This window comes from Enterobacter sp. Li2LvB3 (assembly GCF_056156645.1).
In genome coordinates, this window is record NZ_JBSICG010000002.1 from 176492 (window position 1) to 194915 (window position 18424).

The following is an 18424-nucleotide window of genomic DNA, read 5'->3' on the forward strand; positions in this document are numbered from 1 at the left end:
TTCATTCATCCGGCAGCAGCTTCCAGCGTGGGTCGTCGTTAGGTAATGCCACCAGCGGTTGTGCCACAGCAAGCGTGATCTCATTGGAAGAGACACGCTGCCCGTCTTCATCTTCTACCACCACCGATAATTTCCAGCTATTGCGTGCGCCGCTCTGCTCACTCCAGGCGGGCATAATGACGCTCCAGCCATTGCTGCTGTTATTTTTTGTCGGCGACGTCAGGCTCAGGGCCAGCGTATCACCCTGCCAGTGTAGCTTGCGGATACCGTGAGTACTGCGCACTTGTAGCTTCAGCATCACCGTTTCGCCCCCTTTCAGATCCCAGGGCGGCGTCGCCAGATACACCGATAAGGTTTTGCGCTGGCGGTACTCCATCACTGGCAGGTTATCCCGCTCTGGCGAATCGTAACGACTGCCGCGCAGCGAACGTGTGGCGGCCACTTCACCGGCAGAGAGCTGTTTAACCAGCGGAACCCCGAAACGGTAATTGACCTTAAGGCCCAGATTGTTCTGGCTGACGCCACTTTCGCCCTGCTTGTGTGCAGCCGAAAACGTCAGCAACGGCACAGGGGTATAATCCAGCCCCAGATTTACCGCCATCGGGTTGTGGTAGCCGGTTCCACTGTCGAACAGATCCACGCTATCGCCAAAATACTGTTCAAAACTGACGCTGGTGTTCAGGTGATGGAACCACGGCAGCCACGCTTTCGCCGTGACATCGTAGCCACGGGCCATGCGCTGCTCCTGAACATCCGAGCGGTTGCGCCAGCTGGCAAACGGCTGGTAGTAGTTTGCCGACAAGCGCAGATTCTCGCCCCAGGCTTCGGCGCCCAGCCCCGCACGCTGCAAGTTTTCATCCAGCAGGTTGTCGTAGAAGGTGTTGTAGCCCAGCAACCATGTCCCGGCCAGCCAGCGTTGCCCAATGCCGGCATTGCTGACCAGCCCGTCCGTCTGCTGAGTTAGCCCAAGCTGGCTCCAGCTCAGGTAGCGGTTATTATCCTGCCAGGGCACAAACCATCGCCCGCTGCTGCCAGTGAATTTCCCCTCCTCGTCCACCAGCAAATCCACGCTGGCGCTACCCCAGGGCGAGAGCCAGGTTTCAATTTGCTGATTCACCTCACCGCTTAACGCATCACGTACCTGGCCAAAGGCGAACTGGCGGGCCTGCTCGCCGGTCGTCAGGCCATTATCGGTCATGCTCGCTTCACCGAATGCTTTCGCCATCTCCGCCAGATGTTTTTCCCTTGCGGACGACGGTGCCGCCAGCCCAAGGTCGGGTAGACCATCACCGTTGTTATCAAAGGGATTCTGCGCCTGCTGGATAAAGGAATTCGGCGCACCGTAAACGGCTCCGGCCGAAATAAGGGGGAGTAAAAACAGCGAACGAATGCGGGACGATACAGCCATCAACGTCGTAAATAAGAACCTGTGTTTATGAATAAACTCTTATTATGTTAACGCGATAAGCAGTGAAATGCAGTCTTAGCCGAAATTTCAGGATTATCCTGAACATTTTCGTCGGGCGGCGCGCATTTGTAGGTCGGGTAAGGCGAAGCCGCCACCCGACGCCGTTACACCGTCACCCTACACAACCCTTTCAGCTCCGGCACGCAAGAGCCGCAGTTGGTGCCACAGCGCAGCTTCGCTCCCAACGCTGCCGCTGAATCACACCCTTCAGCAATCGCCTCGCGTATCGCATTTTCACCCACGCTAAAGCAGCTACAGATAATCCGCCCCGGATCCACCCGCTCGCCCGGACGTTGCCCGTTCAGGATCGCATGTCGTTCGGCCAGCTCCACGGGCGCGACACGAAAAGCCTCCTCAATAAACGAATGCGCCAGCTCTGGCAGCGCACTGCCTTCCCAGAACCCCAGCATTAATGCGCCATTTTGCCAGGCCAGGACACTGCTCCGCTCACCCGTCTGCGCAATTTGCAACTGCCAGCCTTGCCCGGTGCAGTGCGCCATGACCCACTCCAGCAGCGATTTATCCCCTGCCACGGTGATGCGCTGCACATCCTGCGCGGCTTTGCGCCACCAGTAGGCCGATAGCGGTAGCTCCGGCACGTCACGGGCGTATAGCTCCCCCTGCCAGGCGGGTTGCCAGGGCATGACTCTGACCGCCGTCTGCTTACTTTCGGGCTGGCCTGAATGTGGATCGCAACGCCCTTCCACCAGAGCATTGACCTTCCCCTGACGGGCAAAGCAGCCGTTCCAGTGCATCGGGGTAAACAGCTCTCCGGCCCGCTGACCATTGTTTATCTTCACTCTGGCAACCATCACCCCACGCGGTGAACTTACGCGTGCCAGCTGGCCATCGCACAGGGCAAAATGCGCCGCATCCTCTGCACTTATCTCAAGGTGCGGCTCATCCATATGTTGCATCAGCCTGGGTACATAGCCGGTGCGGGTCATGGTATGCCACTGATCGCGGATACGCCCGCTGTTCAGCAGCAGCGGATAAAGCGCATCCACCCCGGCACCGTGCTTTTCTGGCGACACCGGGATTATCTTCCGTTGCGGAAAATCCCCCGCCGCCCACTGGTACGGGGCCAGCGCATCCCACTCTTCACGGCTCAGCGAAGCCAGCTCTTTCAGGTTAAAAGCCCGCGCGCCGTCATTCTCAAACGCAGAGAGCGCCGCATGTTCACAAAAAATCTCCTGCGGATGCTGCCAGGAAAACGCCTCTGCGTAGCCAAGCTGTTTTGCCACCTGGGCGATTATCCACCAGTCCGGTCTGGCTTCTCCGGGCGCGGGCAGAAAGGCACGCTGGCGCGAGATACGTCGTTCCGAGTTGGTGACAGTGCCGTCTTTTTCCCCCCAGCCGAGTGCCGGAAACTGGATATGGGCGAAGCGACTGGTGTCCGTCTCACGCATCACTTCCGAGACAATCACCAGCGGGCAGGATGCCAGCGCCTGACACACCGCGTGGCTGTCCGGCAGCGATACGGCAGGGTTAGTCCCCATAATCCACACCGCTTTGACCTCTCCGCGCGCGATGGCATCAAACAGCTCGACGGCCATCAGCCCCGGCGTTTGCGCCAGCCGTTCAGTTCCCCAGAAACGCGCCACGCGCGATAAGTCGTCCGGTTCAAAATTCATATGCGCTGCCAGCTGATTCGCCAGCCCGCCCACCTCTCGCCCCCCCATCGCGTTGGGTTGCCCGGTCAGGGAGAACGGGCCGCAGCCCGGCCGGGCGAACTTCCCGCAGGCCAGGTGGACATTGATGATCGCATTACATTTATCGCTGCCGCTGGAGGACTGATTAATCCCCATGGTGTAGAGCGTGATCGCCCGGGGGGCGGTGATAAACCAGTCATAAAACGTGCCGATATCCTCTACCGGCAAGCCACAAAATTCTGCCACCCGCGCGAGCGTCCACTCCGTAGTCCCCTGAATCATATTCAGCAGGCCGACAAACAGCCCGGCATCGCTGCCGGGAAGCAACGGCAGATGCAAATCCGCGATATCGCAGGTGGCCGTCCTGCGCGGATCGATTACCACCACTTTCATCGCCGGGTTCTGCTGGCGCGCCTGCACCAGCCGCTGATAGAGCACCGGGTGCGTCCATGCGGCGTTCGAGCCCACCAGCACCACCAGATCGCTGTTTTCAACGTCCTCGTAACTGCACGGCACGATATCTTCGCCAAACGCGCGTTTGTACCCCACGACCGCCGACGACATACACAGCCGGGAGTTGGTGTCGATATTCGCCGCACCGATAAATCCCTTCATCAGTTTATTGGCAGCGTAGTAATCTTCGGTCAGCAGTTGGCCGGAGGCGTAAAACGCCACCGCCTGTGGCCCCCAGGTATCTATGATCTCCCGCAGGCGCTCACCCGCCACGTCCAGCGCCTGCGGCCACGTCGTCTCGTCGCCATCCACCACAGGGCGTAACAACCGCCCCGCTAATCCCGTGGTTTCACCCAGCGCCGAGCCTTTAACACACAGCCGCCCCAGATTCGCAGGATGGGTTTCATCCCCCCGCACGCTCACTGTCTCGCCCTCAACGCGGGCAACGACACCGCAGCCTACGCCGCAGTAAGGACAGGTTGTACGGGTTTCATTCATGAGGCCTCCGCGCGCATCACCAGCTCTTCGTTTCCGACCCACACCTTGCCGTTTTCAATTTTCACCGGCCAGGCGCGCACGGCAGGCTCACCGTTTTCAGCCTGACGCCCGTCGCGCAGACGAATACGTTGCTTATAGAGCGGCGAAATAACAACAGGCTCGCCCCCCGCATCGCCCAGAATGCCGCGCGAAAGCACGCGGGCGGTGCTGCCGGGCTCAAGATCGTCAAGGGCATAGACGCTTTTGCCAAAGCGGAACAGCGCAATGTGTTTGCGACCAAGTGTCGCGCCAATGCCCGCCTGCTCAGGAATCTCATCAATGCCGCAGATTTCCTGCCAGCGTTTGTCCTCATCCGCTGGCGTGTCGTTCACCGCAGTGCGGAACAGCGCCAGACGGTCAGGATCGTTAAGCGTGGTTTGCCATTCGCACTGGTAGGTATCCACAACCCGCGCCATCTCCTGCTCAAGCTCGTGGGCAATTCCCAGGCTGTCGTCCAGGATCACCTCGCGAAGGTAATCAAGGCCGCCTTCCAGGTTATCCATCCAGGTACTGGTACGTTGCAAGCGATCCGCGGTTCGGATATAGAACATCAGAAAACGGTCAACCGTGCGGATAAGCGTTTCGTCATCCAAATCGCTGGCGAACAGGTCAGCGTGGCGAGGCTTCATGCCGCCGTTACCGCACAGGTACAAGTTCCAGCCTTTATCGGTTGCGATAACGCCGACATCTTTGCTCTGGGCTTCCGCACATTCGCGGGTACAGCCCGAGACGGCCATTTTGATTTTATGCGGCGCGCGCAGCCCCTTGTAGCGATGCTCCAGCCTGACGGCGAGCCCGGTGGAGTCTTGCACGCCGTAGCGACACCAGGTTGAGCCGACGCAGGATTTTACCGTCCGCAGGGATTTGCCGTACGCGTGCCCGGTTTCAAAGCCCGCTTCCACCAGCGCCTGCCAGATCTCCGGCAGTTGTTCGAGGGTGGCACCAAACAGGTCAATTCGCTGCCCGCCGGTAATTTTGCTGTACAGCTGATAGCGTTTGGCAATCTGGCCGATGGCAATCAGCCCGTCGGCGGTGACTTCACCGGCCGGCATTCGTGGCACGATGGAGTAAGTCCCATCCTTCTGGATATTGGCGAAGTAACGGTCGTTGGTGTCCTGAAGCGGCAAATGCGCAGGCTTAAGCAGATACTCGTTCCAGCAGGACGCCAGCACGGAGCCCACCAGAGGCTTACAGATTTCACACCCGTGCCCTTGTCCGTAGCGGCTGATCAGCTGATCGAAAGTGTGGATGTGGTTAACACGTACCAGGTGATAAATCTCCTGGCGCGAATACGGGAAGTGTTCGCAAATGTCCTTTTTCACCTCCACGCCCTGCTCAGCAAGCTGGAACTCCATCACCTGTTTGACCAGCGCACTACAGCCGCCGCAGCCGGTGGCCGCTTTGGTGCACTGCTTGATGGCGCCGATATCCGTTGCCCCGGCACTGACGGCCTGGCAGATGTCGCCTTTGCTGACGTTATGACATGAGCAAATCTGCGCACTCTCGGGCAGCGCCGCCACGCCGAGCGCTTTGGGCGCACTGCCCGCAACGGCTGGTAAAATCAGCGTTTCAGGCTCTTTTGGCAGGCTGATGCCGTTCAGCATCATCTGCACCAGAGTGGCGTATTCGCTGGCATCGCCCACCAGCACACCGCCAAGTAACGTTTTACTGTCGTGGCTGACGACGATTTTTTTGTAGATCTGCTGCGGGCCGTGGGTCCACTGGTAGCTTAATGCCCCTGGCGTGCGGCCATGCGCATCGCCAAACGAAGCAACATCCACCCCGAGCAGCTTCAGTTTGGTGCTCATATCGGCACCGGCAAAGGTCTTCTCTTCGCCCGCGAGACAGGCTGCCGCCACGCGCGCCATCTGGTATCCCGGGGCCACAAGGCCAAAAATTTTTCCTTCCCACAGGGCGCACTCGCCGATGGCGTACACGTTTTCATCAGAGGTCTGACACCGGGCATCAATGCAGATCCCCCCGCGATCACCCACCGCCAGACCGCTGCTGCGCGCCAGTGCATCCTGCGGACGGATCCCCGCAGAAAAGACCACCATATCGGTATCAAGCTGCTCGCCATCGGCAAAGCGCAGTACCAGGCCTGCATCGGTAGCGGCGATTTCGGTCGTCGCTTTGCTGGTATGCACACCCACGCCAAGCGCCTCAATCTTTTTACGCAGCATTGCTGCGCCGTCGTTGTCGAGCTGTACCGCCATCAGATTTGGGGCGAACTCCACCACATGCGTTTCAAGCCCGAGCTGCTTCAGGGCATTTGCCGCTTCCAGCCCCAGCAGGCCGCCGCCGATCACCACCCCACGGTGGGAACCCGCGGCATGAGCCGCGATATTGTCCAGATCGTCGAGCGTGCGGTAGACAAAGCATCCTGGCTGGTCATTGCCCGGCACGGGTGGCACGAACGGATAAGAACCGGTAGCCAGCACCAGTTTGTCCCAGTGGGTTTCATGCCCGCTGGCGGTGCGTACCACCCGGGACTCCCGGTCGATAGCGGTGATCTGCTGGGATAAACGCAGTTCGATACCGTTGTCGGCAAAGAAATCGCCCTCGACCAGTGAGAGGGAATCCGCGCTGCGCCCGCCAAAATACTCGGAAAGATGTACGCGGTCATAGGCAGCATAGCGCTCTTCACCAAAGACGATAATCTGGTATTGCTGATGCAGATTGCGGTTTACGCAATCCTCAAGAAAATGGTGGCCGACCATACCGTGCCCAACCACCACCAGAGTAGGTTTTGTCATAGCTTTCTGTCCTGCAACCTGCGGTTGCGTAGTGAAACGATCGAACAGCCAGTCCACGTGCGCGGGAACAGGCGTTGCCAGTAAATCAGTAAATGTCGCCGCGCTGCGGCAATCTCCCATCAGCAGCACGCCTGTAAGGGTGCCGCGATCAATTAATAAACGGCGATAATGCCGGGTCAGCGGATCCCACGAACTCCAGACCACATCCTCCGGCATTGCCTGGGCGCGCCCGGCGCTGAAAAGCTCCACGCCTGTCACCTTGAGACGCATCCCGCTGTCGCGATGGCTCAAGGCCGGGGGGGTCTCCCCGGCCAGGCGTGCGGCGAGAATATCCGCGTGCGCCAGACAAGGGGCGACCAGGCCAAACGTCTGGCCGTCAATCTCACAGCACTCGCCGATGGCGCTAACCTGCGGGGCGGAAGTCTGCATCTGGTGGTTAACCAGGATGCCTCTGGCGCAGGCAATACCGCTCTCGTTCGCAAGACGGCTGTTGGGCATAACGCCAGTGGCCATCACCACCCGTGCAGCCGGCAGCTGACGACCATTCGCCAGCGTGACCGAATCCTCCGCAATCGCCGTAATACCGGACGACAGTTCACAGCGAACCCCTCGCTCTGCCAGGGCTTCTTCCAGAAGCAATCCCGCCTGCTGATCCAACTGCTGTTCCATCAACCATTCCCCGCGATGCACCAACGTGACGTTGTCACCTGATAGCGCAAGAGCTGCGGCAGCCTCTACACCCAGCACCCCACCGCCCAGCACAACAGCCGGGCCGGCGATCCCCTGAATGGCACGGGTATCTTTCAGGGTGCGGAAGGTAAAAACATGCGGCGCCTGGTTTCCAGGAATCGGCGGTACAAAGGGGCTGGAACCGGTAGCAAAGACCAGCTCATCCCACGGCAGCGTCCGGCACCGGGTGTGGATTTCGCGGCCTGCCACATCCACTGCCGTGACTTTTTCGCCCCGCAATACCGTGACGCCCTGTGCGCGATACCCGTCGTCATCCTGAAGACGGATTTTCGCTGCCTCTTTTTCGCCCCCCAGCACCGGAGAGAGCTGAATGCGGTTATAGGCATGTTCTGGCTCATCACCGATGACGGTGATAACAAAACGGCCCGGTGCGCGCTCAGTGAGGGCGGTTATCAGTCGTGTTGCTGCCATGCCGTTGCCGATAATGACCAGACGCATCGTGACCTCCTCGTTACGCCGCTTTCGGCTGTTTTTCGTAGAGGAAATGCAGGATCTGCTGGCGCATGTGGTGATAGCGGCTGTCGTCAGCAAGCTGTACCCGGTTACGCGGGCGCGGCAGATCAACGTTGAGGATCTCGCCGACGGTAGCCGCCGGGCCGTTGGTCATCATCAATACGCGGTCAGACAGCAACACCGCCTCGTCCACGTCATGCGTAATCAGCACGATGGTGGTGTTCAGCGCCTGCTGGATTTGCATCACCGAGTCCTGAAGATGGGCGCGCGTTAGCGCATCCAGCGCGCCGAACGGCTCGTCCATCAGCAGGACTTTCGGCTTCATCGCCAGCGCGCGGGCGATACCGACACGCTGTTTCATGCCACCGGAGATCTCCCCCGGGCGCTTGTGCAGGGCATGTCCCATCTGTACGCGATCAAGGTTGTGCTCAATCCACTCTTTACGCTCTGCCTTACTCATGGTGCGGCGAAACACCTGATCCACCGCCAGCGCCACGTTGTCAAAGCAGGTCAGCCACGGCAACAGAGAGTGGTTCTGGAAGACCACCGCGCGCTCCGGTCCTGGGCCGGCAATTTCGCGGTTATCACAAATCAACCCGCCTTCTGTCGGCAGCGTGATCCCGGCGATAAGGTTCAGTAGCGTCGACTTACCGCAACCGGAGTGGCCAATCAGGCTAACGGTTTCGCCCTCGTGAATATCAAAAGAGACATTTTGCAGCGCCAGGAACTCACCGCTGGCGGTGGAAAAACGCTGGCTCACGGCCTGTACCTGAATTAACGGTTTCATAGTCACTCCTTATTTTTCCTGCCAGCTAAAGCGGCGGGCGATCAGCATCAACCCCTGCTCCAGCAGCAACCCGACCACGCCAATGATCACAATGGCGATGAGAATGTTTTCGACGTTGAGGTTGTTCCACTCATTCCAGATCCAGAAACCGATCCCCAGCCCCCCGGTGAGCATTTCGGCGGCGACAATCACCAGCCAGGCGATCCCGATGGAGAGACGCACCCCGGTCAGCACGGCAGGTAATACCGCCGGGAACAGAATTTTGCGCATGATGGTCCACTCGGAAAGCTGCAATACGCGGGCAACGTTGAGGTAGTCCTGCGGAATTCGGCGTACGCCCTCGGCGGTGTTAATGACCATCGGCCAGATAGAGCAGATAAAAATGGTCCAGCTGGAGGCAGGCTCCGCTTTCTGGAACAACAGCAATCCGATAGGCAGCCACGCCAGCGGGCTGACCGGGCGCAGTAACGCAATCAGCGGCGTAAACATGCGCGAGATAAAGGTGAAACGGCCAATCAGGAAGCCCAGCGGAATACCCGCCAGCGCCGCCAGGCCAAAGCCCACCGCCACGCGTTGTAACGAGGCCAGCACGTTCCAGCCAATCCCCATGTCGTTTGGCCCGTCGCGGTAAAACGGGTCGGCAAACAGCGTTAACGCGGAATCCAGGGTGCTGAGCGGCGTCGGGAAACCTTTGCTGCTAATTGCCGCCAGTTGCCAGAGCACCACCAGCAACCCCAGCCCCAGAAATGCAGGAATAATGCGTTGTAACAGTGCATTGACCTTGCGGGCCAGTGCCGGAGCGCGGCGGCGAACCTGAACAGGCGGCAGGGTGATCACTTCCCCACTCAGTGGCTTTTCTTCAACATGTCTGGTGTTTTGCAGATGCTTCATAATCAGGCCCCTTTACGATGAATGGCGAAGCGGTTTGCGTAACCTTCCGGGTCGGTACCGTTCCAGACGGTGCCGTCCATCAGGGTGCTGCTACGTACAGGTGATGATGGCGCAGAGATCCCGCCCACTGCCGTGGCGGCGTCCTGCCAGACCGAGGTCTGATTAATGCGTGCGGCAATGGCCGCGTAGTCCGGTGCGCTTTTGAGTAATCCCCATCGGCGGAACTGAGTCAGGAACCACATGCCGTCTGACAGATACGGATAGCTGACCGCCCCGTCGTTAAAGAAGCGGATGGGGTTGGCGTCCTGCCAGCGCTTGCCAATTCCGTTGTCGTATTCGCCAAGCATTCTCCCGGTGAGGTACTGCTCTTTGGTGTTAAGCCACGCCCGACGCGAGAGGATCTGCGCGGTTTCGCGTTTGTTTTCTGGTGAGGCATCTATCCAGCGAGACGCTTCCAGCACGGCACTCACCAGCGCACGGGCGGTATTGGGGTTTTTATCCACCCACTCCCGCCGTGTGCCGAGGATCTTTTCAGGATGTTCCGGCCAGATGGACTGTGACGTTGCGGCGGTAAAACCGATGCGGTCGTTAATGGCGCGCGCATTCCACGGTTCCCCCACACAAAAGCCGACCATGTTGCCAATACGCATGTTCATCACCATTTGCGGTGGCGGTACCACCACGGTGCGCACATCGTCGAATGGATTAATGCCCGCACTGGCAAGCCAGTAGTACAACCACATGGCGTGCGTCCCGGTCGGGAAAGTGTGTGCGAAGGTGTAAGTGCCCGGGGCCTGCTGCCCGACCAGCTTTTTCAGCCCGTCGAGATCGCGCACGCCCTTCTCCGCCAGATCGGCTGAAAGCGTAATCGCCTGGCCGTTATGGTTGAGGGTCATCAGGTTTGCCATCTGCTGCGGCTTACCGGCGATGCCCAGCTCCAGCCCGTACAGCAGGCCGTAAAGGATGTGTGCCGCGTCCAGTTCACCGGCAACCAGCTTGTCACGCACTGCAGCCCAGCTCGCCTCTTTGGTGGGCACAATGGTGATGCCATATTTTTTATCAAACCCTTTCAGCGCCGCGATCACCACCGGGGCGCAATCGGTCAGAGGGATAAACCCGATGCGAACTGTGTCCTGTTCTGGTTTATCCGAACCTGCGGCCCATGCAGCCTGCATAACGCCCGGTAACAACATTGCGCCACTCGCCAACATGCTGGCCTGCAAAAACCGCCGTCTCGACAAATCCGCCATGACCCACTCCTGAAAAAAAGACAAAAAAAAAGCGCCCTACAGTGCCGAAGCACCGCTGGACGCCTTTATCCCGCAGACGATTGCACCGCCGTTGGCGCATCGTCAAAAATGGTTAATTAGTTAATGCAAAGTCGATGCCAGCTTTTAAGCCCCTGTTTTTCTACTCTTCGTCGGGTTCACGGCAACTTTACGCACCTCAATCAGGCACAAAATGCCCACTGATTGTGCAACTACTCCTTTGGTGTTATCTGCCATAAAGTCTTCACGGTGAGCAGTGCCCGGGCGATATCCACCATGCGCTGATTCTTGTCCATCGCCATTTTGCGCAGGGCATACCATGCCTGTTCTTCATTCATATTCTGGTGGCTCATTAATACGCTTTTGGCTTTATCAATGGTTTTACGCTCTTCCAGCGTGTCGCGAAGCGATGCCAGCTGGCGGGACAGTAGCTCTATTTCCCGCGCCTGCTGACGTACCAAAGGCAGCAAGGGTTTGTCCGGGTAACACGCAAGGGGATCGTCGTGTTCATCCCCGGCGAGGGTTATCTCATCGTCACTGTGAATACGTACATCCACGGCGACCATCAGGTCGGCGATGACCATCTCTTCCAGCGTGCGCAGGTGCTCAAGACGCGCCGTTTGCAGGGCAAACCAGTTGAGGGCCGTCTGGCCATTATCTTCCGCAGGTTGGCGCGTGCAGGCCACGCGCCGCAGCTGTTCTGTTTCCAGACACGGCTGGCAGTTGAGGGTAAATGTCTGGCGGATGTCATCGCCGCTGCGCGACAAAAAGACCTCAAAACAGGCCTGCTGGCCATCAATACGGTCAACCAGCTTTTGACGAGTCTCATCGCTAAAAAATCCCTGCGTGAAGCCAATCGCCCCTAATGCCCGCTCTTGCCCCACCAGCTCTTTGCCCTGCATCAGGCTATAGAGCGCGACAAATCGCCCGGCGATTTGCGGATCATCAATACTGTCATTCAGTTGCGGTACAATACTGAGCAGCTGGCGCAGCATCCGGCTGTAGTGCTCCATCGCCATCGGCGCTGCAATGTGTTGTGCGCTCACCCCGTCACGCAGGGCGATAAGACCTTCCAGGCTTAACAACGCGCTGGCGATGCGTTCGCACACGGCGCTGCCCGGCATCGGGGATTGTTCGTTAAGCATCCGGTGAAGTGCGGTAAGGTTTTCGTCCACCAGCGCCCGGCTGGCCTTGCATTCGGGGGCATAGAGTTGCCCCTGCGAGCAGAGCCAGACGTTTGACGCACCGCGCTCGCACTGAAGCATATGCACCAGCTGGCTGATGCCGTTCACCAGCTCGCCCAGTTGTGCGAGCTTGTTGAGTTGCAACTGACGCAACTGTTTTGCACGCTGAAACCATTCGGTTGCGCCGGGCGAACTGCCAACCATTAACGTCATACTTATTCTCCCGGATAGGTTCTATACAGAGAAATAAGCAAAATTCGTGCCTTTTCAAATAACAGGAGTCAACATGCAGAAGATTGTGATCGTCGCTAACGGTGCGGCATACGGAAGTGAATCTCTTTTCAACAGCCTGCGTCTGGCCATTGCCCTGCGCGATCAGGACAGCGAGCTTCAGTTACGTCTCTTTTTGATGTCGGATGCCGTGACTGCCGGGCTGAAGGGACAAAAACCCGCCGAGGGCTACAACATTCAGCAGATGCTGGAGATCCTGACGGCGCAAAACGTCCCGGTGAAGCTGTGCAAGACCTGCACCGACGGGCGGGGAATTACTGCCCTGCCGCTGATTGACGGGGTAGAGATTGGGACACTGATTGAGCTGGCGCAGTGGACACTGACCGCCGATAAAGTATTAACGTTTTAATAATAAACCCGTAAAAATATTATTTTCTTATGGACGCGGTTTCAGCATCAAGTTTACCTGCAAGGTTGCCGATAGGCATGAAAACAACACAGCAGGTATTTCACTTATGTTCAGGTCCATTCGTGCACGCATCATTGCCGCGACGACAGGTTGTCTGATCGTCGCACTCATTCTTAACACCGTTATTAACTTCCAGGTTACCCGCCAGGATAACCAGCAGTCGCAGCGCGATATTCTGACCAGCACCAGCGCCAGTCATAACATGGCCATTGCTGACTGGGTAAACAGCAAAATGATGGTTATTTCTTCCGCACAAACGGTTGCCCTGAGCGATGACCCGGTGCCGGTATTCAAACAGCTGGCGCAGGCTGGCGGGTTCACCAACGTTTATGTGGGTTACGCCAGCAAGACGGCGAAATTCTCTGATCCTGCGGGTGTGCCTGCGGATTACGATCCTACCGTGCGTCCGTGGTATCAGCAGGTGGTCAGCACCGATGCGCCGGTGGTGACCGCGCCTTACGTTGACGCAGGCACCGGAAAGCTGGTGGTGACCTTTGCCGTACCGGTTAAAGACAACGGGACACTGAAGGCCGTTGTTGCGGGTGATGTGGCGATGGATAGCGTGGTGTCTAACGTGCGCGGCATTCACCCGACACCGGCGAGCAGCGGGCTGCTGGTTGACAGCGATGGCACCGTTATTGCCGCCAACGATCCGGCCCTGACCCTGAAACCCTTCGCTGAAACCATCAAAGGCGTTGATTTTGCGGCGCTGAAAAACGGCAACCCGCTTGACGGCGCCTTTAATGGCGCAGAAAAGACTTTTGTGGCGACGCCGGTTAACGGGACGCACTGGATGTTAATTGTCGCGCTCGACAACAACGATGCCACCTCCGGGATGCGTGCCTTACTCAAGGCTTCTGCGCTGTCGTTGGTGATCCTTGCTCTGCTGAGCGGTGCCATTGTCCACTTCCTGATTGCCCGTCTGCTGAAGCGCCTGTCAGATATTCGCGATGCCATGCACAACATTGCCAACGGCACTAACGACCTGTCACAGCGTCTGCCAGATAATGGCGATGATGAAGTAGCGCAAATTGCGCAGGCGTTTAACGCCTTCAGCGATAAGTTGTCGGTGGTGATGGCGCAGCTGCGTGATGCCAGCGCCTCGGTGAAAAATGCGGCCCAGGAAATTGCCGCAGGCAACCACGACCTTTCCGGGCGTACCGAGCAGGCGGCATCCAGCCTGCGCGAAACTGCCAGCGCCGTCGAGGAGATCACCGCATCCGTTACCCAGTCGAATGAATCGGCTGCGGAAGCCAACGACCAGGCCAGCAAAGCCTCGGCTGCTGCCTCTCGCGGGGGGGACGTGGTGTCTCAGGCCATCAGCACCATGCAGTCAATCGAAGTGGCGTCGGCAAAAATTGGCGATATCACCAGCGTGATTGACGGCATTGCCTTCCAGACGAATATTCTGGCGCTAAACGCCTCGGTAGAAGCCGCCCGTGCGGGGGAACAGGGGCGCGGGTTTGCCGTGGTAGCCGGCGAGGTGCGTAACCTTGCCAGCCGCAGCGCTCAGGCCGCGAAAGAGATCAAATCCCTGATTGATTCCACCACCGACAGCGTGGCAACGGGCTCCCGCTATGTGCATCTGGCCGGTGAAAGCATGGATGAAATCCGCTCCAGCATCGGTAACGTGTCGGGGATTATGCGTGAAATCTCTATTGCAACCAGCGAGCAGATGAAAGGTATTCATGAGATTAACCACGCAGTAACACATCTCGATCGTATGGTGCAACAAAACGCCGAACTGGTTGTACAATCAGCCGCTGCGGCCAGTGCATTGCAAAGCCAGGCGGGCGACCTTGCTGAAACGGCGGGGCATTTCCGCATTTAATGTTCCACCCGCGGGCATTTACCTGGTTAAATGCCCGCAGGCTGAAAGCTTTCAGGTGTTTTGTCATTTTTGTTTAATCGTTATGCCATTTTTTGATCAAAATCAGCATCCCGTACCCTCCCCTTTGGTGTTATGCAATGAGTGAATTGTGAACAACATCACGCTCAGGATTGGCTGCAAGGAGAGCGTTGTTTAAGACTACGGGGTTTAAAAATGGCACTGGTAAAAACAAGTTTGAAACTGTTTGGCGGGGATACTGTTGTGGTGCGTTGCTCAGAGCGTTGCCGCATTCATCTGATGAGTTCTAAAGAGCAAAAGCAATCGCAGGCCGATATTCTGACCGTGCAGGATGATAAAGCGTGGCTGACCGTGCCATACACCGGCACCTGGGATGTGCTGATTGACAGCCACAGTCAGTCTCTTGAGCATTCCGTAAGCTACGTTGCCGCGTAATAAATGAACGCCCGGTTTGCCATCTGGCAACCGGGCGTTTTATCAGGCAAAACCCGGGCGCAACGGGTTATTCAGCAGGTTCCCTTCCAGTAACGCTTTCACCTTCGTCACCAGCTCATTCAGGCAATCGTCCTTCATGCCCAGGCGAGTCAGCTCTTGATCCAGTGAAAAGAGATACTGGGCGTTGGTGCCAAGCGGCCCACTGGCAGCGGCAATCAACGGGGCAATAACTTGCGTACGGGTATCGGCTTCGTACAGGGGATGGCGCGGGTCCATAATAAACACCAGCGCATTGACGGTACGACCGTCGTCGAGTTCAAGCTTGCACCAGCTCGGCATATAGCAACCAGTGATCATTTCGCGCTTCCAGAGCAACGTCAGCTCGTCTTCCAGGGATGCATCCGGCAACCGGTATGCCACGCCCGTGGTGCGTCCGCCCTCTTTCAGTGCAAGCATCCGTCCAGGCTGACATGCACTGCCCCGCCCGGCGGTCAAACGCAAACAAAATGCACGATGCCAGCCAGGGAGTGTCCCTGTCGCTGATTCTACAAATTCAAGCGCCGGGTTCCACATCAGGGAGCCGTAGCCAAAAATCCATACCGGGCCATCATCCGGGCGGCAGGAAAGCGTGGCAGCAAGCGATGCCGCACGTTGTTCAGCCGACCAGAGAAGCGATTCCTCAATAGCACCAAATGCCGTCTTACAATCTGCCTTCATTAAGAAATCACGCGTTAACACTTTACACCTCCGCCACTGCATGCTTCCTTGCGACATCTGTAATTCGCCTTCCCGGCATTATGTGCTGGTCATTTTGCCAGCAGTTGATTAACGATAAGCAATTCATGGGCCAGTTGCAATACAACGAAAGTTCAACCGCCTGAAAAGTCAAAATGCAGGAGGCTAATAATTTGCCTGCAATAGACTCACCAGGCGATAGCTGCTCTGATATTTTGGCGATTTCGCCCACATACCTTCTCATTACGAGAGTGCAAAACGTCCATTCATAATGCTTTGTTATTTAGGTTTTATTTAGCAAAAACACGTCATTACAGATAATTCGATAAAAATAATGGCCATACAGTAAAATTAAGTAAAAGATAACTGGATTTAAATTGTTATCTGTTAGTTTAATGACCTCAAATTTTCTATCTATAATTACAAGCACCTGCATTGAGGGAGAAGAACATGACAGCAACACATGAGGCGGTGAAAACCCGCCACAAGGAGACATCACTCATTTTCCCGGTTCTGGCGCTGGCTGTGCTGCTCTTCTGGGGAAGCAGTCAGTCACTGCCAGTGGTCGTTGGTATCAATATTCTTGCACTTATTGGTATTTTATCCAGTGCATTCAGCGTTGTTCGCCACGCTGATGTATTAGCTCACCGCCTGGGCGAGCCGTACGGATCCTTAATATTAAGCCTTTCCGTCGTTATTCTTGAGGTCAGCCTTATTTCTGCCCTGATGGCAACCGGTGACGCTGCGCCTACGCTGATGCGCGACACGCTCTATTCCATCATTATGATTGTAACGGGCGGCCTGGTTGGTTTTTCCCTGTTGCTGGGCGGGCGTAAATTCGCCACCCAATATATGAACCTGTTCGGCATTAAGCAGTACCTGATTGCCCTGTTTCCGCTGGCGATTATCGTGCTGGTGTTCCCGATGGCGCTGCCGGGCGCGAACTTCACCACCGGCCAGGCACTGCTGGTTGCGCTTATTTCCGCGGCCATGTACGGCGTATTCCTGCTGATTCAGACCAAAACGCACCAGAGCCTGTTTGTCTATGAGCACGAAGATGACAGCGACGATGACGACCCGCATCACGGTAAACCGTCTGCGCATAGCAGTGTGTGGCATACCATCTGGCTGATCGTACATCTTATTGCGGTTATCGCGGTGACCAAGATGAACGCTAACCCGCTGGAGACACTGCTGACCGAACTGAACGCGCCGGTGGCGTTTACCGGTTTCCTGGTCGCGCTGCTTATCCTTTCACCGGAAGGCCTTGGGGCGCTGAGGGCGGTGCTGAACAATCAGGTACAGCGTGCAATGAACCTGTTCTTTGGTTCCGTGCTGGCGACGATTTCACTTACCGTACCGGTGGTGACGCTGATTGCCTTTATGACGGGTAACGAACTGCACTTTGCGCTGGGCGCGCCAGAGATGATTGTGATGGTGGCGTCGCTGGTGTTGTGCCATATCTCGTTCTCAACCGGGCGCACTAACGTGCTTAACGGTGCGGCGCATATGGCGTTGTTTATTGCGTATCTGATGACGATATTTGCGTAGCTTTTTGCCCAGCGGCGCTTCGCTTGCAGGGCCTACACGCCACCCGGCAATATGCCCCATAAAAAAACCCGCCGAAGCGGGTTTTTTATTAGTTGCTGGTATCCAGCTCGTCGAAGCTTTTCACCAGATCGTCAATCGCTTTAATCTGTTTCAGGAACGGCTCCAGCTTATCCAGTGGCAGCGCAGATGGGCCGTCGCATCTCGCGTTAGCCGGATCCGGGTGCGCTTCAATGAACAGACCAGCCAGGCCAGTTGCCATACCGGCACGCGCCAGCTCGGTAACCTGCGCACGACGACCGCCAGACGCGGCACCAAACGGGTCACGGCATTGCAGGGCATGGGTCACGTCGAAGATAACCGGAGACTGGTTAGACACGTTCTTCATCACGCTGAAGCCCAGCATGTCCACAACCAGGTTGTCGTAACCGAAGTTTGCGCCACGGTCGCACAGGATAATCTTGTCGTTACCGCCTTCGATAAACTTATCGACGATATTACCCATCTGACCCGGGCTCACGAACTGTGGTTTCTTCACGTTAATAACCGCACCGGTTTTCGCCATCGCGGCAACCAGGTCAGTCTGGCGCGCCAGGAAGGCCGGAAGCTGAATCACGTCAACCACGTCAGCCACTGGCTGCGCCTGAGAGGCTTCATGCACGTCGGTGATCACTTTCACGCCAAAGGTCTGCTTCAGCTCCTGGAAAATCTTCATCCCCTCTTCCAGGCCTGGGCCACGGTAAGAGTTGATAGAGGAGCGGTTGGCTTTGTCAAAAGAGGCTTTAAACACATACGGGATGCCCAGCTTCTGGGTCACGGTCACGTAGTGCTCGCAGATGCGCATCGCGAGATCACGGGATTCCAGCACGTTCATACCGCCAAACAGCACGAACGGCAGGTCGTTTGCTACCTTGATATCACCAATGCTAACCACTTTTTGTTTCATAGGATCGCCTTA

Annotated in this window: 13 protein-coding genes; 4 read left to right on the top strand and 9 right to left on the bottom strand. The window is 57.2% G+C overall.

All coding sequences use genetic code 11. The features are described from left to right. Position 1: 1 nt before the first annotated feature. From ACS603_RS02430 to nasR, 7 genes are all read right to left on the bottom strand, one after another. Positions 2–1408, bottom strand: coding sequence for a YchO/YchP family invasin (locus tag ACS603_RS02430; protein WP_474943689.1), 1407 nt, complete (start codon positions 1406–1408; stop codon positions 2–4). A gap of 164 nt (positions 1409–1572) precedes the next feature. Continuing rightward, positions 1573–4071 (bottom strand): nitrate reductase, encoded by a 2499-nt coding sequence (locus ACS603_RS02435; RefSeq protein ID WP_474943690.1) that lies wholly within the window; start codon positions 4069–4071, stop codon positions 1573–1575. After that, on the bottom strand, positions 4068–8054 hold the full coding sequence (gene nirB, locus ACS603_RS02440; RefSeq protein WP_474943691.1) for a nitrite reductase large subunit NirB: 3987 nt from the start codon (positions 8052–8054) through the stop codon (positions 4068–4070). Before nirB ends, ACS603_RS02435 begins: the two co-directional genes overlap by 4 nt. Positions 8055–8067: 13 nt before the next feature. Continuing rightward, complete coding sequence (locus ACS603_RS02445; protein ID WP_182061360.1) at positions 8068–8856, bottom strand: ABC transporter ATP-binding protein; 789 nt, start codon at positions 8854–8856, stop codon at positions 8068–8070. Positions 8857–8865: 9 nt separating this feature from the next. Continuing rightward, complete coding sequence (gene ntrB, locus ACS603_RS02450; RefSeq protein ID WP_446493339.1) at positions 8866–9747, bottom strand: nitrate ABC transporter permease; 882 nt, start codon at positions 9745–9747, stop codon at positions 8866–8868. Between the two features lie 2 nt (positions 9748–9749). Further along, on the bottom strand, positions 9750–10997 hold the full coding sequence (locus tag ACS603_RS02455; protein WP_182061362.1) for a CmpA/NrtA family ABC transporter substrate-binding protein: 1248 nt from the start codon (positions 10995–10997) through the stop codon (positions 9750–9752). A gap of 230 nt (positions 10998–11227) precedes the next feature. Then, positions 11228–12412: a nitrate regulatory protein NasR gene (gene nasR, locus ACS603_RS02460; protein WP_474943692.1), complete on the bottom strand. Its 1185-nt coding sequence runs from the start codon at positions 12410–12412 to the stop codon at positions 11228–11230. 73 nt (positions 12413–12485) lie between these two features. On the opposite strand from nasR, the gene ACS603_RS02465 reads away from it, so the two are divergent. From ACS603_RS02465 to ACS603_RS02475, 3 genes are all read left to right on the top strand, one after another. Then, entirely contained in the window at positions 12486–12839 is a 354-nt protein-coding gene (locus ACS603_RS02465; RefSeq protein ID WP_182061364.1) for a DsrE/DsrF/TusD sulfur relay family protein, read from the top strand. A gap of 106 nt (positions 12840–12945) precedes the next feature. Further along, positions 12946–14730 carry a methyl-accepting chemotaxis protein gene (locus ACS603_RS02470; RefSeq protein WP_474943693.1) on the top strand — a complete coding sequence of 595 codons (1785 nt, stop codon included), beginning with the start codon at positions 12946–12948 and terminating at the stop codon, positions 14728–14730. A 213-nt stretch (positions 14731–14943) separates the two neighbouring features. After that, entirely contained in the window at positions 14944–15183 is a 240-nt protein-coding gene (locus tag ACS603_RS02475; protein ID WP_182061366.1) for a DUF1883 domain-containing protein, read from the top strand. A 42-nt stretch (positions 15184–15225) separates the two neighbouring features. On the opposite strand, the gene ACS603_RS02480 is transcribed toward ACS603_RS02475, so the two are convergent. Continuing rightward, positions 15226–15921 (bottom strand): gamma-glutamylcyclotransferase, encoded by a 696-nt coding sequence (locus ACS603_RS02480; protein ID WP_182061367.1) that lies wholly within the window; start codon positions 15919–15921, stop codon positions 15226–15228. A gap of 447 nt (positions 15922–16368) precedes the next feature. Between ACS603_RS02480 and chaA the strand changes: the two genes are divergently transcribed. Then, positions 16369–17469: a sodium-potassium/proton antiporter ChaA gene (chaA, locus tag ACS603_RS02485; protein ID WP_315685944.1), complete on the top strand. Its 1101-nt coding sequence runs from the start codon at positions 16369–16371 to the stop codon at positions 17467–17469. A gap of 88 nt (positions 17470–17557) precedes the next feature. Here the strand turns inward: chaA and kdsA are convergent, their stop codons facing one another. After that, positions 17558–18412, bottom strand: a complete 855-nt coding sequence (kdsA, locus tag ACS603_RS02490) for a 3-deoxy-8-phosphooctulonate synthase (protein WP_315685945.1) — start codon at positions 18410–18412, stop codon at positions 17558–17560. Between the last annotated feature and the right edge of the window lie 12 nt (positions 18413–18424).

What these genes read in the sequence shown, in the direction of transcription:
- ACS603_RS02465 (WP_182061364.1), top strand. Translation starts at nt 12,486, where the DNA reads ATGCAGAAGATTGTGATCGTCGCTAACGGTGCGGCATACGGAAGTGAA.
- ntrB (WP_446493339.1), bottom strand. Translation starts at nt 9,747, where the DNA reads ATGAAGCATCTGCAAAACACCAGACATGTTGAAGAAAAGCCACTGAGT.
- kdsA (WP_315685945.1), bottom strand. Translation starts at nt 18,412, where the DNA reads ATGAAACAAAAAGTGGTTAGCATTGGTGATATCAAGGTAGCAAACGAC.
- nirB (WP_474943691.1), bottom strand. Translation starts at nt 8,054, where the DNA reads ATGCGTCTGGTCATTATCGGCAACGGCATGGCAGCAACACGACTGATA.
- ACS603_RS02430 (WP_474943689.1), bottom strand. Translation starts at nt 1,408, where the DNA reads ATGGCTGTATCGTCCCGCATTCGTTCGCTGTTTTTACTCCCCCTTATT.
- ACS603_RS02455 (WP_182061362.1), bottom strand. Translation starts at nt 10,997, where the DNA reads ATGGCGGATTTGTCGAGACGGCGGTTTTTGCAGGCCAGCATGTTGGCG.
- chaA (WP_315685944.1), top strand. Translation starts at nt 16,369, where the DNA reads ATGACAGCAACACATGAGGCGGTGAAAACCCGCCACAAGGAGACATCA.
- ACS603_RS02435 (WP_474943690.1), bottom strand. Translation starts at nt 4,071, where the DNA reads ATGAATGAAACCCGTACAACCTGTCCTTACTGCGGCGTAGGCTGCGGT.
- nasR (WP_474943692.1), bottom strand. Translation starts at nt 12,412, where the DNA reads ATGACGTTAATGGTTGGCAGTTCGCCCGGCGCAACCGAATGGTTTCAG.
- ACS603_RS02445 (WP_182061360.1), bottom strand. Translation starts at nt 8,856, where the DNA reads ATGAAACCGTTAATTCAGGTACAGGCCGTGAGCCAGCGTTTTTCCACC.
- ACS603_RS02470 (WP_474943693.1), top strand. Translation starts at nt 12,946, where the DNA reads ATGTTCAGGTCCATTCGTGCACGCATCATTGCCGCGACGACAGGTTGT.
- ACS603_RS02475 (WP_182061366.1), top strand. Translation starts at nt 14,944, where the DNA reads ATGGCACTGGTAAAAACAAGTTTGAAACTGTTTGGCGGGGATACTGTT.